Source organism: Sphaerimonospora mesophila, from assembly GCF_001417795.1.
GTDB lineage: Bacteria > Actinomycetota > Actinomycetes > Streptosporangiales > Streptosporangiaceae > Sphaerimonospora > Sphaerimonospora mesophila.
In genome coordinates this window covers 1-15,945 of record NZ_BCBX01000070.1, presented here as the reverse complement: position 1 = coordinate 15,945, position 15,945 = coordinate 1, and the positions used below count along the sequence as shown (strand labels likewise).

Genomic DNA, 15,945 nt, shown 5'->3' with positions numbered 1-15,945 from the left:
GAACGCTCGGCGACCAGATCAGCATCGACCTCCAGCATCGCCGCCAATATCTCGCGCTCATCGAGCTTCGGATCAGCCGGTGCCCACAAGATCGGCATCCCGGCCGGCGTGCACACCAGATACAGCCGCAGGCCCCAAAAGAATCGTGAGTGGGACGCGCCGTAACTGTAGTTCGCCCAGCCCGCCTACTCCGAGCGCAGCACCGTGGGCCGTGACATCCCTCACGGCACGGGGGTCGAGTCGGTGACCCACATCGTGTCGTGCCAGAAGTCGGTATCCCGCGCCAGCACCCGTGTGATCCGCTTCGGGGCACAGATATGAAAAGGGCTCACGCCACCCTTGTGTGTGGCCGTGAACCCCTTCGACCCGCCGTTGCCGCAGCGAGCCCTTGCCTGCTCTGGTGTGGTTCCACGTGTCAGTTCGGAGTCTCACCAGCTCATGAACGCTGTCGGTACCTACCCTTGGTGGAGGTACTTAGCGTCGCTTCCTCATTAGACCGCAACAAACCGCAACCAGGAATCCGATGCATCAGCTTTGAACACCAGTGGACCCTTATGGACGACAACGTGCAGACGGGAACAGCTGTGAACACCTAGGAACGACGCCGTGAGGAGAGGGCCAAGTGACTGCGAGCAAAGGCCATCATCCGGACGGGGGATCAGGTCATCATGGTTTCGGCGGTTCACGTAGGCCACGCCCTCAATGCCGGTAGTTGCCGCTGCCGGGGGGCTGGTGACTGTTTCCCCTATGTCAGGTTCCACGTGTCAAGCTCGGAAAGCACTAGTTCCAGGAGGTAGGGCATCTTGCTCTGCATCAAGATCGACGTCCCCCCGCCGGACAACCGCGTCGTTGTCCCGCTGATAGTCCTCGTCCTTGTCTTCATTTTCGTCCTCACGCTCCTCCATCGCGGCTACAACCCACACGACGTCTTGCTCCTGGTCGGCTGCGGGTGCGCGGCCGCAGCCACCACTGCCAGCCGGCTCCTGCCCCGTACCTCGGGAGCGTGACCGGATGGCCGAAGCGTCCTTTTCAGGACGGCTCCATCGTGAAGGGATGGTCCTTCGTCGCGCGCGCGAGGTCCATGAGTGCACGCGACAGATGCCCCTGCCCCTGGGGGAGTTCTATGAGGCTGTCGCCGGCACCATCTTGATGAACCTGAACTCCCCCGGGGAGTACGAGGTAAGCGCGCTCCTGGAGCGCCTCGCCAGGGTCCTGACACAGGGCCGGACGCCATCGCCCGCCTTCCTCAAGGAGGTCATGGCACTACCACAAGCCGACGTAGCGCTCCTGCGTCGCCTCCGGGCTCATGCGGAGGGGCGCATGTCGACTTGGGTGGAGGTCACGGCCCCGCAGAAGCCTGCTGTTGCGGCGGTCGAGCGCGAGCCAGCTCGTTCGAAGCTGACCCCGCGACGTCGCCGTGTCCAGGTTCCCCGGCAAGTTGAGGATGTGGACGGGTACCAGCTCAAGCCCGACCCACTGACGGCACAATCGCCGGCCGAGCTGGTCGACCGGATGCGGCACTACCGGATCTGGGCCGGTGATCTCGCGCTGCGTGAGCTGGTCCGCCGTGCGAACGGCGCGTTCGCGCTTAGCACGCTGAGCAAGGCTCTGAAGGAGCGCAAGCTCCCGCCGTTGGAACTGCTGCTCGCTTTCATTCGGGCCTGCGGCGGGAGCGACGACGACGTCCAGCGCTGGGGCACCGCTTGGCGGCAGATCCGCATGCCGCGGCTTTGCGCCGAGCCCGGACGATCGTTGTCGTCGATTACCCCGCTGCCCCGTGCCCGCACCGCGGGCTGAGGGTGAACGTGAGGCCGTGCCTCTCGTCAGGGGCGGGAGGCACGGTCTGCACGGGCATCCAGGTACGGACAGGCGGCTCCAAGGCCCTACTCGGCTGCCTTGAAGAGGGCGACCGCTGGACGATAACGCCGTCACCGGCCTTTGGCCCGCCTACTCCGGGCCGACGCAGTGCGAGGCGTTCCGCCTCGGCCGCAGGTGTAAAGGGTGCCGGATTCCCTTGGTCTGCTAGCTCACGGGGTAGGGCGGAAGACGACCGGCAGGGTGCGGTTGCCCTGCGCGATGAACGACTCCAACGGCACCAGCTCGTCGGCGGCAACGGTGAGGGAACTCGCAGCGACCAGGCACCGTATGAGGCCGTAGTGCTCGTCGCCGCTTAGGCTGTCACCAGCTATTTATCCCACCTGCTCCTCCACGTTGCTGGGGTCGAGAGAAAGAATGCGGAGGACTTCGACGGTGGGGACTCGGTAGACGTCACCCGCTTGGATGACTCGGCAGGGGAACTCGCCGCGCTTGACGAGGCGGTAGGCGGTGTTACGGCTGATTCCCAGGGCGCGAGCGGCAGTCAGCAGGGGAACGACGGCCGGGAGAGCGCGTACCTCCTCGATGGTCATGGGTGTCACTCTGCTTCTCCTCCCATCACTGCTCCTGACGCGAGCAGCCTGGCCTTGGCCAGTGCGCAGTGGTCGATGTTGAGCTCGATGCCGATGAACTGCCGGCCGAGTTGCCGGGCGGCAAGAGCCGTTGTTGCCGCGCCAGCGAACGGGTCGATCACGACGCCGCCAGGTCGGCAGCCGGCGGCAATGGCGCGGAGCGGGATGTCGATGGGGAATGGGGCGTAGTGAGCGCCGCGGTATGGGCGTGTTGAGATCGTCCAGACGTCACCGGGGTTACGCCCGGGTGGTTCAACGATGTCATGTGTCTGGTCTCCGGCAGGCGTCGCCGGACCGTGCTGGGCGTCGGCTGATGCCGTCGCGCTGTTCTTGCCGACCGGGGGCCAGGGCGTCGAAATGGAGTTGCGCTTCCTTCCACCCCGGCGGGAGCGTCTGGAGAGTGAGCGGTCGCCGGTGTACTGCTCACGGATGGCGTCGAGGTCGAACCAGTAGAAGCGCTGCTTGACGAGCAGGAAGATCATCTCGTAACGGGTGGAGAGCCGGTCGACGACGGACTGGGGCATCGCGTTGGGCTTGTGCCAGACGATCGCGTTGCGCAGAATCCAGCCGTCCTGCTGGAGAGCGAAGGCCACTCGCCAGGGCATGCCGAGCAGGTTCTTCGGCGGTACGACCAGTCGCGAGCGGGGGCGCACTATCGGCTGCCGCTGGTTGTAGTTGACGCCGCGCGCGTAGCCATCGGAGTTGGCGGCGTAGACGTCACCGAGATTCAGCCAGCAGGTTCCGTCATCGGCCAGCACTCGCCGGGCCTCGGCGAAGGTCGCCCTGAGGTTCTCCACGTAGTCCTCGGGTGTGGGCTCCTGGCCGTACTGTCCGGGGCCGTAGTCCCGGAGTCCGTAGTACGGCGGGCTGGTGACCAGGCAGTCGACAGACCGGTTGGGCATCTGGGAGAGGACTTCCCTGGCGTCGCCGGCATATAGGGTGGCGTGCTCGTCACGCCAGTAGGGGGCCCTCGCCATGATTCCTCCTGCACGCAGGAAGTCCTCGTGAGAGCTCCCGCTCCGGTAGTCCCGGAAATTACAGGTGCCGGAAATCGACGGGCCTGAAGTCAGGTCATGCTTGCTGTTTTCCATTTCTTTTCGGGGCGGAACTCAGATACGCGGTCTGAGTTCAGCAAGAGTCCCTGGCAGGGCTCTGGCGTCGACTGTTCTGCCCGGTAAGAGGCATCCCCGACCTCTGGCGTCGCTCTGGCGCGGCTGCGCGCGGACACCGGTAGTGAAATACGCCAGAGGACACTGGAGCCGCCGAGTCTGCGGTCTCTCGAGGAGTCTGACCTGCCCGACTTCCTACGGTAGGCATGGGGCGAGCCTCGTCGGTTGCCAGGAGCGTCGCGGTCGGCGGGGTGGGCGCCTTTGTGTCCTTCCTGGCCCTGACCGCCGAACACCTGCTTACCGCGACTGACTGCCCTGGCGCGGAATCGGCATCACCGGGAGGTCACTCGTCGGTCATGAGATAGACCGAGTGCTTCCAGATGTCCAATGGCTCTTCGTCACGCACGCGCGTGATCACACAATGTGTCATCAACGCGGCCCTGGTGGCCTTGCGCGGTGCTAGTCCGAAGCTGAGGGAGAAGAGCCGGAGCCTCAGCGTGAAGGCCCCGGCCCGCTCAACGGCTACTTGCCGCTCTTGTTCTTGCTCGGGTCAACGCATACCCACGACTTCCCCGGCTTGGGGGTGGGCGGCAGGCGGTGGCCCTTCGGGACGGTGACCTCGGGGCCACCGCCAGCAGGCCGGTACTGACCCGACACCGGAGCCGGCTGACCCGGCTTACCCTTGGCTGCTGCCATCTGCTTCACCTCCCCCCCCGAGCTGGGCACTTCCTCGAAGAGGGGGCTTGCGCACGCTCACGAAGCCGCTACTCTGGTGAGTCCAACCATCACGAAGGACCCCGATTGGTGCCACCCCGACAGGCGGTACCCGATCGGGGTTTTCGTGCTCTGAAGGTAGATCGTAGCGGGAGAGCAGCCGAGCGTCTACCTTCAACCACAACATGTGGGGTCGGTCTACCTCTCGGACTACTACATGATGTGGTTGAGGTTAGGTAAGGCAAGCCTTCTAACCCCTCTGAGGTGGCCCTCACCGCGCCCAGCTCTTCTCTGGTCCCGTCCGGAATTTCGACCGCTGCTTCTCGGCTCCATCGTCCGCGTGGCTCTGACTGTGATTGCCACGAGACCGGAGTGACGGTCATGACCATGATGGTGATCGCGGGCGCCTTGAGAGCAGTAGTCTTTCTGACTCGAATCGCGTAGCTGATTTCCATCCCAGCGGAAGTGGAAAACAGCAAGTATGGCCCCTAGCAGACTCCGGCATCGATTGTTTTTCCTGGTAGAGGGCACTCCCGACCTCTGGCGTCGCTCTGGCTCGGCTGCACGCGGACACCGGCAGTGAAATACGCCAGAGGGATGCCGGAGGCCGTCAGGAATTGGCGCCGGAGGCATGCCAAAGGCGGGTCATAAACCGGGTTCGTCAAAGCGGAATCCCTCTCGCGTGGAGAACCCGATGAGCACCAACGACGACGCGCTCGGCATCGACCGATCGCCCCTGGACATCGCCGAGCAGGCCTTCCAGATGCTGGCCTGTCCCCCCAGCGGTCTCACCATCGACGGCAGGAAACTGGGGCAGGAACTGCCACGCCGCCGGCTGTCGCTGATCGAGGTGAGGGATCTCCTCATCACGGTCACCTACTCGAACACCACGCGCGACGCCGTCTGGCGGACGCTGCTGAGCCGGGCTCGGCAGGACGGGCCGCAGTGGCTGGTTGGCGCTGTCGGCGTGGCCGTACCGGCGTTGCGTGGCATCAGCGGCAGGATCTGCCGCGGCTACGTCGCCGGGGACCCGGAAGACATCGACACCGAGGTGCTGACCGCCTTCATCGAGGCAGTCCGTACGGTGGACATGGACCGGCCGAACGTCTTTCCCCGACTGTGCACGATGGCCAAGCGGGCCGGCGAGCGAGCGAGAGAGAACGCCGAGGCCGGAGCCTCCCGACACTTCCCGCTCCAGGAGTCGGCGCCGCCGTCCCCGCCGTGGGGGCATCCCGACCTCGTCCTCATCGATGCCGTCGCCAAGGGCGTCATCAGTGAGGTAGACGCCGAGCTGATCGGCATGACCCGCCTGGAGAAGCGCACCCTTACCGACGCCGCCAACGAACTCGGTCTGAGCATGGAGGCCGCCAAGAAGCGCCGCCAGCGTTCGGAGCCGATCCTCGTCGAGGCAATTCTCAACGGGGAAGTCGAGGCGGCCACGTCCCTAACGATCTCTTCCGCCATCCCTAGAGGGGTGGGGGAGGGAATCCCGAAGACTTCCGTGCGGAGCCGGACCTCAGATACGCAACCTGTCACGACGACAACGAAGGGAGGCTGGGGCAGCCTCACCGGCTCCGCACGGACCCCCTACGGCCTCATTGGATGGCCGAGAACTTTCCTCGCTCACGGCGTCGTCTCTCAGCCCAACCTGCCGCGGAAACCACGCAGGCAGCTACGGCGGCACATCGTGCGTGCTCTGATCGTCATCGGCATCACGGCAGCCGTCATCGCCGCCGTCGTCGTCGTGGCGCTGGCCGACAACGACAGCCTGCACGTCGCGACGATGTCCTGGAGCGGCGGCACGCCAGTAGCCGCTCCACCAACCAGCCCGGATCAACTCGGCAGGGTCTTCACCAACCTGCGCAACTGGATCATCGGCCTGCTCGCCACGCTCGCGACGCTGATGCTCACCCTCGGCGGTCTGCGCTACCTCGTGGCCGGCGGCGACCCGGGCGAGATCCAGAAAGCGAAAGGCGCTTTCAAGGCCGCCGCCCTCGGCTATGCCCTGGCAGTGCTGGCCCCGCTCTTCGTCAACGTCCTCAAGCGCATCGTAGGCGAGTGATCAGCGATGACGTTCATGTTGCTTATCCACATCCTGTGGAAAAAGTCCACGCCCTCGCCCACCCCTGAACTGCCACCGCTGCTGCCCCCTCCCGGTGATACCGGCATCAGCGTCGGCATCGGCGGCTGGATCACCGGCCAGATCAACGCATGGTTCGCCGAGCTCGCCACCCACGCCATCAAGCCCTTGCTCGACATCCTGGCCACCACGCTCCTCGCCACCCCGAGCGTCGACGAGCAGAGCAGGATCTGGGACCTCTGGCACGCCACACTGATCATCGCAAACGGCTCGTTCGTCCTGTTTGCCACCATCGGCGGGATCCTGGCGATGAGCTATGAGACCGTTCAGACCCGGTATGCGGTCAAGGAGATCCTGCCTCGTCTTGTGCTGGCCTTCCTGACGGTCAATGCGAGCTTCCTGATCGCCAGCAAGGCTATCGAGACCGCGAACGCCCTCGCCCAGGCTCTTCTCGGACAGGGCTTCGACGCTCGGCGGGCCGCCACCGCGATCCGCTTCCTCATCTGGCTGCCCGGCAACTCACAGATCTTCTACATCCTGCTCGCCTTGGTGGCCGTGGTGCTGCTCGTCACTCTCCTCATCACGTTCGTGCTCCGAGTGGCCCTCACCACACTGCTGGTGGTCGCCGCACCGCTGGCCCTCGCCTGCCACGCCCTGCCTCAGACCGAAGGCCTGGCTCGCCTGTGGTGGCGGGTCTTCACCGGCCTGTTGCTGATCCAGATCTGCCAGTCGCTCACGCTCGTTACAGCCGTACGGGTCTTCTTCAATCAAGACGGCCGGGAAGCCGTTGGCCTGTACGGCACCGGGCAGCTCTACAACCTCCTCCTCGCCCTCGTCCTTCTGATCATCCTGGTCCGCATCCCCACATGGGTGTCGCGGGCGATGTTCCTTCCCTCCGGCCGCGGGCTCGGCGTGGTGCGCATCGTCAAGTACGCCCTGGCATACAAGATCACCAGTCCGCTTCTCAGCGCCCTGCATCTCAGGAAGGGCTCCCGCTCCGGTCCGAGCAGGCGAATGCCGACCGGCACGATGGTCAGCAAGTCTCTTCCCGCCCTGGCCGCTGGCCCTGCCGGTACGGCTGCCACCCACGCTGCCGCCGCCACAGCCACCGGCACTGCGGCAGCGGCAGGTGCCGTACCGGCAAAGCATGCGCCTACCTCGGCACGTCGGCCGATCCGCGCCGAAGACTGGGAGCCGGCGGTCGCCAAGCACGCTCCCACCGCACCGCCGGTCCAAGGGAAGTACCGTCCGACTCCCCGGCCCCAGCAGCCCGTCCCTCGTAAGACCCCGGTCTACGGCTATCCCCGGGAGACCTTCTACGCCGCGGGCCCGGCAGGCCTGAGTCAGATGTACCGGCTGCGGAACACCGGAACGACCTCGGGCCAGGCGAGCGAACCTCCGCCGACCCCCAACCGTCCCGTACGGCCGATCGTGCCGCCCACCAAACCGGTCCCCGGCTCTATCGACTGGCCGGAGAACCCAGGACGTCGCACACCCCCACCGTCATCGCGCCGCCGTACCCGCGGCGGTCGGGGAGGTGACGGACGATGAGCTGGACGGACGTCGTTCGCATCCCCGCCGACGTCGAGCAGCCCGACAAAATCGTCTGGGGGTTCACCGCTCGGCAGGCGGCCATTCTCGCCGTCACCGGAGCCATCCTCTATCTGGGCTACTCCTACCTCGGTGAGCGCATTCCGCTCACCGTGTTCGCGGTGATCGCCCTGCCGGTCACGGTGCTGGGAATCCTGCTGGCCGTCGGCACCCACGACGGCGTCAGCCTGGACCGCTTCCTGCTCGCCGCGCTCCGGCACACGCGATCCCCGAAGTACCTGGTATCCGCACTGGACAATGTGCCGCCGCCCGCATGGGTGGCAGCCGATCCGGGCCCGCTCCCGGCACCCCTCAAACTCCCCATGCGATCAGTGGCAGGGGATGGCCTGGTCGACCTCGGCTCGGAGGGAGTCGTCGCCGTGGCCGAAGTCTCCACGGTCAGCTTCGCGCTGAGGACTCCCGAGGAGCAGGACGCGTTGGTCGCGGCCTTCGGGCGCTGGCTCAACTCACTGTCCGGACCGGTGCAGATCCTCGTGCGCGCCGAGCGCGTCGACCTCACCACGACGATCGCCACCCTCAAGGCGAGCGCGCCCCAGCTTCCCCACCCCGCGCTGGCCTACGCCGCTCGCGAGCACGCGGCCTTCCTGACCGAACTGGCCACCTGTCACGAGCTCCTTCGGCGGCAAGTTCTGCTGGTCATCCGCGAGCCACGCGTCAGCGCAAGCGGATCCGCCGCGGCCAAGGCCCGTGCTTATCGACGTCTGGATGAGGCGGCCCGACTCCTGGGCGCATGCGGGCTCACCGTACGCCTGCTGGACGGGGCGGCGGTTACCGCGCTGCTGACCTCCTGCTTCGATCCAATGGCGCCGCCCCTGCCGACGGATGAGCTCGCCCTTCCCAACGAGGTCATCAGCAGGGGAGGCCGTCGATGAAGTTCCGCTTCCGCCGTACGGCCACCGCTCCTTCGGGCATCGGCCCCGACTCGGTCGAAGTCCGCCCTCGTCATCTGCACGTCGGCGACGGGCTGTGCGCGACGCTCGTCATCACCGGATTCCCCCGCGAGGTCGGCCCAGGCTGGCTTGAGCCGCTGCTGGCCTACGCCGGCCGACTCGACGTCTCGGTGCACGTCGAGCCCGTCCCCTCTCTGCTCGCCGCCGACCGACTCCGCAAGCAACTCGCTCGCCTGGAATCCGGGCTCAGGGCCAATCAGGAGCACGGGCGGCTCCTGGACCCGGGAGCGGAGGCCGCCGCCGAGGACGCCCAAGAGCTGATGTCGAAGATCGCTCGCGGCCAGGCCAAGCTCTTCCGTGTCGCCATCTACCTGACCGTTCACGCCGGTAGTGAGCAGGAGCTCGACGACGCTTGCGCCCATGTCCGTGCCCTGGCGGCCTCGTTGCTGCTGGACGCCCGGCAGCTCACGTTCCGGCAGCTACAGGGCTGGATCAGCACGCTGCCGCTCGCCTACGACAACGTGGCGCAGCGCCGGACACTCGACACGCCCGCGCTTGCTGCCGCGTTCCCCTTCACGAGCCCAGATCTCACCACCGAACTCGGTCCCACTGCGGTTCTCTACGGTGCCAACCCCGCCAGTTCCTCTCTGGTCGCCTGGGACCGCTTCGCTCAGGACAACCACAACTCGGTGATCCTCGCCCGATCGGGTGCGGGTAAGTCCTATCTCGCGAAGCTGGAGGCCCTTCGCTCCCTCTACACGGGGGTCGAAGTCGCCGTCATCGATCCCGAGGACGAGTACGCCCGGCTCTGCTCGGCCGTCGGGGGCGCCTACATCCATCTCGGCGCGCCCAAGGTGCGGCTGAACCCCTTCGACCTTCCGCTGAGAAGCCGCCGCGACAGCGACCCACTCACCCGTCGTGCGCTGTTCCTGCACACCCTGATCAGCCTCATGCTCGGCGAGCCGCTCGACAAGGCCAGCAAGGCCGCGCTCGACCGCGCCATCATGGCCGCCTATCGCAAGGCCGGGATCACCTTGGAACCGCGCACGTGGAACCGCCGCCCGCCCCTCTTGCGAGATCTGGTAACCGCTCTTACCAATGACGCAGATCAGAAGGCGAAGGAGCTGGCCGCCGGGCTCGCTCCGTACGTCACCGGAAGCCATCGCCAGCTCTTCGACGGCCACACCAGTACCCGGCCCGACTCCCACCTGATCGTCTTCTCGCTTCGTGACCTGCCCGAGGAGCTGAAGGCGGTCGGCACGCTACTGACCTTGGACGCCATTTGGCGCCGCGTCTCCGATCCCCGTGACCGCCGCCCGCGTCTCGTCGTGGTCGACGAGGCATGGTTGCTCATGCGCGACCCCGAAGGCGCCAGATTCCTCCTGCGCATGGCCAAGGCGGCGCGCAAGCACTGGGCCGGGCTGTCCGTCGTCACGCAGGACACCGGCGACCTGCTCAGCTCGGAGACGGGCCAGGCCATCATCGCCAACTCCACGACCCAGATCCTGCTGAAGCAGGCACCCCAGGCGATCGACAAGGTCGTCGACGCTTTCCAGCTCTCGGATGGTGAACGGCAGCTCCTCCTGTCCGCGGAACGCGGGGCCGGCCTTCTCATGGGTGGGGCGGGCGCCCAGCGGGTGCCCCTGCAGGTAATCGCGAGTCAGCGCGAGAACGACCTCGTCACTTCCTCACCTCACGAGCTGGTCCAGATCGACAACAGCGAGGAGAACTACCTGTGATCGACGACCTCATCACCGACCCGTCCGCCGTGCTGGACATGGCGTACGCCTGGCTCGAGGCCCACGTGTGGCACCTGATCGCGTTCTTCGTCAGCCTGGACGTGGCGCAGCTGGTGCTCGGACAGGCTCTGGTGCGACTGCGCCACCGGAAACTGGCCCGCGGTGCTCGCTGCGTGGAGATCCTCGCTCCACCGGTCGCGGACATGCCCGGCGCCGAGGCGCTCTGGGGCAACCTCATCGGCCTGCTCCGGCCGTCCTGGAAGCGCCTCCTCTTCGGGCAACCCCACCTGGTCTTCGAATACGTCTTCAGCTCGGACGGCGTGAAGATCCGGCTCTGGGTGCCCGGCGTGATCCCTCAGCATCTGGTGGAGCACGCCATCGAAGCCGCCTGGCCGTCCGCTCGCACATCGGTCCAGGAGGCTGCGCCGCCCGTGCCGCTCACCGGGCGTTCACATGGTGGACAGTTCAGGATCGCCCGCAACGAGCAGCTCCCCCTCCGGCACGACCACGGGGTCGACCCGATCAGGGCGCTTGTAGGAGCTGCCGTGGGGATGCCGACCTGGCAGCACGCCGCCGTACAGATCCTCGCCCGGCCGGCGACCGGCCGACGCCTTGCACTCAAGCTCAGGAGCGGACCGGAGTGGCTGGTGCGAGCCACTCTCGACATCCTGACCCCGGGACCAACGCACTCACGCATCCCTCCTCAGCGCCTCCAGCATGCAACGGATCGGGCCGTCTATCTGGAGGAGTCCGCCGAGGCACGCGCCATCAGGGACAAGGCCCTCCAACCGCGCTATGCCGTGGCGGTCCGGTACGCCGTACAGGCCGATGCCCCCACCGGGGGCGACGCCAGGGCGATGAAGGTCGCCAACGCGGCGCGCCGTAACGCGATTCGAGGACGGGCGCACGCCATCGCATCGGCATTCGCCCTCTTCTCCGGGCACAACCGGCTGGAGCGGCAGCTTCTGGCCATGCCCGCTGGGCATCTCGCGGGGCGGCGCATGGGGCGAGGCTTCCTGCTCTCAGTGCCGGAGCTCGCGGCACTCGCTCACCTTCCGCTTGATGTGGCGGTTCCCGGCCTCCAGCGCGCTGGCGCCAACACCGTCCCGCCCTCACCGCAGATCGCGTACGGCGGAGCGCACGTCAAGACCCTCGGCTTCTCGGACTCCGGGCACGAGCGACCGGTCGCCCTCCGCGTTGCCGACTCCTTCCACCATGTGCATGTCCTGGGTCCCAACGGCACCGGCAAGTCGACCCTGCTGGCGCAGATGATCCTGTCCGACATCCAGGCGGGACGCGGAACGGTTGTGATCGAGGCTAAGGGTGACCTGATCAGCGACCTGCTGGGCCTGATCCCTGAGTCCGTCACCGACAAGGTCGTCCTGATCGATCCCGACGACCGCCACACCCGCCCGTCGCTCAACGTTCTCGGTGGTGCCGACCTCGAAAGCGGCGTGGACAACCTTGTCGGCATCTTCCACAAGATCTACGCGGACTACTGGGGACCGCGCACCGACGACATCCTTCGCGGCTGCGCGCTGACGCTCGCCGCCCATGGTGGAACTCTCGCGGACGTCCCCACCCTGCTTATCAACGCCGAATACCGGCATCGTCTCGTGGCCAGCGTACGGGATCCGCTGCTGCTCGGCTTCTGGCAGTGGTACGAGAGCCTGTCCGACTCAGCCCGGGCGCACGTTACCAGCCCGATCATGAACAAGCTGCGTGCCTTCCTGCTCCGCCCGTTCGTCCGTGACGTACTCGGTTCCGCCCGATCGACCTTCGATCTCGGCGCCGTGCTGGACGGCGGAATCCTGCTCGTCAGGCTCCCCAAGGGTGTACTCGGCGAGGACAGCGCCCGCCTACTCGGCTCCATGATCCTCGCGCAGGTCTGGCAGGCCGCCTCCCACCGGGCCAAGGCTGGCCGGCCCCGGCCTCCGGCGGCCCTCTACGTCGACGAGGCGCACAACTTCCTCACCCTGCCGCACGCGCTCGGCGACATGCTCGCGGAAGCCCGGGCGTACCGGCTGTCCCTGGTGATCGCCCACCAGCACCTGGCCCAACTTCCCCGGGACCTTCGCCAGGCCGTCTCTTCGGACGCGCGCAACAAGATCTACTTCTCACTGTCGCCCCAAGACGCCCGAGAGGTCGAGCACCACTTCACCCCTTACCTGCGCGCTCACGACCTGGCCAACCTGAGTGCCTTCCAGGCCGCCGTCCGGCTCATGTCGCGATCCACCGAGGCACCTCCGTTCACGATGCGCACGAGGCCGCTTCCCGAACCCTCAGACGACGTCGCGCGGCACATCAGGGCCGCAGCCGCCAAAGCGCATGGCCGTACCGCCGCAGCCGCGCCCGAAGCCCGCCGGGACGACCCCCGGCTTCGCAACTGAAGGAGAACCAGATGCCCAACGCCCGATTCACCCCTGCGGTCCTGGCTCAGCTCGCCGCCAGGCTCACCATGCGCGACCGCCAGCTCCTGCGGCTGATCCAGGAGCAGCGCGTCCTGACGTCGGCCCAGATCGCCGAGATCGCATTCGACACGGACGACACCGCCCGGAGACGCCTGTTCACCCTGCACCGCATGGGCGTACTGGACCGCTTCCGGCCCAACCTGCCGCCGGGCATGGGAACCGCGCCCTACCACTACGTGATCGGCCCCGCAGGCGCGGCCGTGCTCGCCTCCGAGGATGGCGTGGATCTCAGCGCGTACGGCTACCGCCGGGACCGCGTCCTGTCGATCGCCTACAGTCAGCGGCGGCTCGCCCACACCGTTGGCACCAACGGTTTCGGCGCTGCGCTCCGGGGCTTCGCCCGGCGACACGCGAACGCCGAGCTGGTCACCTGGTGGGCAGAGACTCGCTGCGCCTCAGTGTGGGGCGACACGGTCCGCCCGGATGCGTACGCCCGCTGGCGCCAGGACGAGCAGACGATCGACTTTTTCCTTGAGTACGACACCGGCAGCGAGCCCCTCGACCGCGTCGTACGGAAACTCGACGGTTACGCGGCCCTGACCCAGGTCAGCAGGGTGGTTACCCCCGTGCTCTTCTGGGTCCAGAGCGAGCGTCGCGAGGCCAACCTCAGGCGCAAGCTCGTGCAGCACTCGGCACAGGCTTTCGTCCCCGTGGCCACCGGAACCCCGTCCGCGCTGGTCGGTCCGGTGGACGACGGGCCCGCAGGAGAGAAGTGGCTTCCCTCTGACGCCAAAGGTCCTCGGCTCCGCCTGGCCGGCCTCGCTTCGCACTGGCCAAGCCTCGGGCCTCAGGAGGCCGCCGCACCGCCTGTCACCCCGCTCCTGGAGGACGGCGAATGATCCTCGAAATCGGGCTGGGGGCCAAGGCAGTGATCGCTGGAGGGAGCATCGTGTCAGGTATCGTACTGATCGCCGGTATGACCGGCGGCGCCAAAATGGCTGAGACCTCGGCTGACATCGCCAAGCTCGTCACAGCGGTTTGCTCGTCCCGAGGGCGGCCATTGATGGGGACGAATACGGTGGCCGGCCTGGACCGCGAGCAGGCTACGAATGCGCACGTCGTGGTGGATGCGGCCCAGGCGCTGGGGCTTCCTCCCCATGCTGCGGTCATCGGCGTCGCAACGGCACTGCAAGAGTCCAACCTGAGGAACGACGCGGTAGGAGGTCGCGGCACGTCCTTCGGGATTTTCCAGCAGCAGCCGGCAAGCGGGTGGGGAACCAGGGCCGAGGTGACCGACCCCCGATACGCGGCCCGAGCGTTCCTCACTCGGCTGGTCAAGGTGCGCGGATGGGACACCATGCCGCTGACGAAAGCGGCGGCGATCGTGCAGCGGCCGAGGGAGGACCTGCGCGACGAGTACGCCAAGCACGAACCCGCGGCCAAGAAGATCGTCGCCGCGCTGTGGGGACCACCGGCTCACGACGAGAAGCGCCGACATCTCGATGTCTCTCCGGAATTACTGGAAGACGTGCGTACGAGCGTCTGGACTGCTGCCGCTCTCGGCATTCCTCGGGACGCGATCGTCGCGGATGTTGGTGCTCATCTTGACCTTCAGGTGAGGGGAACGGACCCCTTAGACGCCAGAGGGAAAGCCGAAGAGATCGTCAGCACTGCCGAAGAGCAGCTGTGCGCCGAGTTGGAAGGCAAGCAGGGCGAGCCTCCTACCAGCGTCGCCGCGGGATCCGGCCGAGGAGCGATAATCGTACGGGCCGCACTCGGGATGCGCGGGGTGCCCTACTCCTTCTCTGGCGTCCCAGCCGGGGGCGCTGAGTTCATTCTCCGCGTTTGTGCAGATCAAGCGGCTGATGCTGAGCAAGGTACTTCTGCAACAGATGCAGTCCGAGGATCACACGGGCGTACCGTATCGTCGCGCTGCCGGGTGGTGGCGAACGTGGTGGGGTTCGCACTGGCTCAGACAGGCAAGCCGTACCGGTGGGGCGCGACGGGGCCGAGTTCCTTCGACTGCTCGGGCCTGGTGATGAAGGCGTACGCCGCTGCGGGGATGCGGATCCCTCGGACCACTTTTGAGCAGTGGCCGTTCGGCGTCCGCGTTCCGGCTGGCCAGGAGCAGCCCGGGGATCTGGTGTTCTTCAACAGCGGACCGGGTAGTTCGCCGGACCGGCCGGGCCATGTCGGGATCGTCGTGGGCGACGGCAAGATGGTCGAGGCCCGGTGCACACGATGCGGGCCGATCACGGCTGCGTCCTACCGGAGCGGGCGGCCGGTGATCGGGTTCACCCGACCATGGGTGACTGCATCGAGGGATCAGCGGCGCATGGGCCGGTAACCCCAGCCGAGGACGAGAGCTCATCAGAGCTGTCCGTCCCGGCCGAGTCTTCCCTTCTTCTTCACTGCCGACATCGGCTCACAACGTCGTTCGCTTGGATCCATCGGCACAGGCTGGAGAGCTCCAACTAAATCCGACATAGCGGACGTATCGCCCCAAGGTTGAAACCCATTCAGGGGAGCCCTGGCCCCCGTCGTAGGACCACGGCTTGCCAGCCAAGCCCGGAGAGTGGCCTTAATCGTGAACACGAACATGCGCGCGCACCCCTTGCCCATCGATCTTGTTGATGGACCCAATGGCCTGCTCTACCTTCTCCCGCGTGCGCCCCTCACACCCGATGACTGCGATGCGTTGTCCGCAGTCCTTACTGCCTGGGCCGCCACCGCCCGTGAGCAGGACCAAGAGGCCAATCAGCGAGCCACCCACGAGTAGGTGGATCGCGAGACTCACCAACTGATACGCCGAGCTCGCGGCTTCGTTGTCGTTCGGCTCTGTGTGAGCGTAGGCTCACTGCTGACCGCTCTCACCGTTTTCTTGGTCGATTTCGATGAGGCAGGTCGGGGGCCGGTTCGTTCGCGAGCCGGCCCTCCTTACTTA

12 protein-coding genes and 1 pseudogene are annotated in these 15,945 nt (G+C 66.7%); 9 read left to right on the top strand and 4 right to left on the bottom strand.

All coding sequences use genetic code 11. The features are described from left to right. Positions 1 to 305: pseudogene (locus AP234_RS39055) on the bottom strand (IS982 family transposase); the annotation flags it as partial. 498 nt (positions 306 to 803) lie between these two features. On the opposite strand from AP234_RS39055, the gene AP234_RS33710 reads away from it, so the two are divergent. After that, positions 804 to 1,007 carry a hypothetical protein gene (locus tag AP234_RS33710; RefSeq protein ID WP_055483822.1) on the top strand — a complete coding sequence of 68 codons (204 nt, stop codon included), beginning with the start codon at positions 804 to 806 and terminating at the stop codon, positions 1,005 to 1,007. Between the two features lie 313 nt (positions 1,008 to 1,320). Further along, complete coding sequence (locus AP234_RS36885) at positions 1,321 to 1,797, top strand: hypothetical protein (protein ID WP_152990774.1); 477 nt, start codon at positions 1,321 to 1,323, stop codon at positions 1,795 to 1,797. A gap of 392 nt (positions 1,798 to 2,189) precedes the next feature. Here the strand turns inward: AP234_RS36885 and AP234_RS33700 are convergent, their stop codons facing one another. The 3 genes from AP234_RS33700 to AP234_RS37720 all read right to left on the bottom strand — a co-directional run bounded on the left by AP234_RS33700 (position 2,190) and on the right by AP234_RS37720 (position 4,252). Then, positions 2,190 to 2,408 carry a helix-turn-helix domain-containing protein gene (locus AP234_RS33700; RefSeq protein ID WP_055483820.1) on the bottom strand — a complete coding sequence of 73 codons (219 nt, stop codon included), beginning with the start codon at positions 2,406 to 2,408 and terminating at the stop codon, positions 2,190 to 2,192. A gap of 5 nt (positions 2,409 to 2,413) precedes the next feature. Continuing rightward, positions 2,414 to 3,424, bottom strand: coding sequence for a DNA-methyltransferase (locus AP234_RS33695; protein ID WP_055483819.1), 1,011 nt, complete (start codon positions 3,422 to 3,424; stop codon positions 2,414 to 2,416). A 654-nt stretch (positions 3,425 to 4,078) separates the two neighbouring features. Next, positions 4,079 to 4,252: a hypothetical protein gene (locus AP234_RS37720; RefSeq protein ID WP_162842230.1), complete on the bottom strand. Its 174-nt coding sequence runs from the start codon at positions 4,250 to 4,252 to the stop codon at positions 4,079 to 4,081. A gap of 712 nt (positions 4,253 to 4,964) precedes the next feature. Here AP234_RS37720 and AP234_RS38285 point away from each other — a divergent pair. Genes AP234_RS38285 through AP234_RS33660 form a run of 7 tightly spaced genes read left to right on the top strand, consistent with a single transcriptional unit; the run spans position 4,965 to position 15,348 of the window. Further along, positions 4,965 to 6,332 (top strand): hypothetical protein, encoded by a 1,368-nt coding sequence (locus tag AP234_RS38285; protein WP_055483818.1) that lies wholly within the window; start codon positions 4,965 to 4,967, stop codon positions 6,330 to 6,332. Between the two features lie 6 nt (positions 6,333 to 6,338). Further along, positions 6,339 to 7,901, top strand: coding sequence for a hypothetical protein (locus AP234_RS33685; protein WP_055483817.1), 1,563 nt, complete (start codon positions 6,339 to 6,341; stop codon positions 7,899 to 7,901). Then, positions 7,898 to 8,833 carry a PrgI family protein gene (locus tag AP234_RS33680; protein ID WP_055483816.1) on the top strand — a complete coding sequence of 312 codons (936 nt, stop codon included), beginning with the start codon at positions 7,898 to 7,900 and terminating at the stop codon, positions 8,831 to 8,833. Before AP234_RS33685 ends, AP234_RS33680 begins: the two co-directional genes overlap by 4 nt. Then, positions 8,830 to 10,590 carry an ATP-binding protein gene (locus AP234_RS33675; RefSeq protein ID WP_055483815.1) on the top strand — a complete coding sequence of 587 codons (1,761 nt, stop codon included), beginning with the start codon at positions 8,830 to 8,832 and terminating at the stop codon, positions 10,588 to 10,590. The genes AP234_RS33680 and AP234_RS33675 overlap by 4 nt, the downstream gene beginning before the upstream one ends. After that, on the top strand, positions 10,587 to 12,980 hold the full coding sequence (locus AP234_RS33670; RefSeq protein WP_055483814.1) for a type IV secretory system conjugative DNA transfer family protein: 2,394 nt from the start codon (positions 10,587 to 10,589) through the stop codon (positions 12,978 to 12,980). The genes AP234_RS33675 and AP234_RS33670 overlap by 4 nt, the downstream gene beginning before the upstream one ends. Before the next feature lie 11 nt (positions 12,981 to 12,991). Further along, complete coding sequence (locus tag AP234_RS33665) at positions 12,992 to 13,900, top strand: replication-relaxation family protein (protein WP_055483813.1); 909 nt, start codon at positions 12,992 to 12,994, stop codon at positions 13,898 to 13,900. After that, positions 13,897 to 15,348 (top strand): C40 family peptidase, encoded by a 1,452-nt coding sequence (locus AP234_RS33660; RefSeq protein WP_055483812.1) that lies wholly within the window; start codon positions 13,897 to 13,899, stop codon positions 15,346 to 15,348. The genes AP234_RS33665 and AP234_RS33660 overlap by 4 nt, the downstream gene beginning before the upstream one ends. The last annotated feature ends 597 nt before the right edge of the window (positions 15,349 to 15,945 follow it).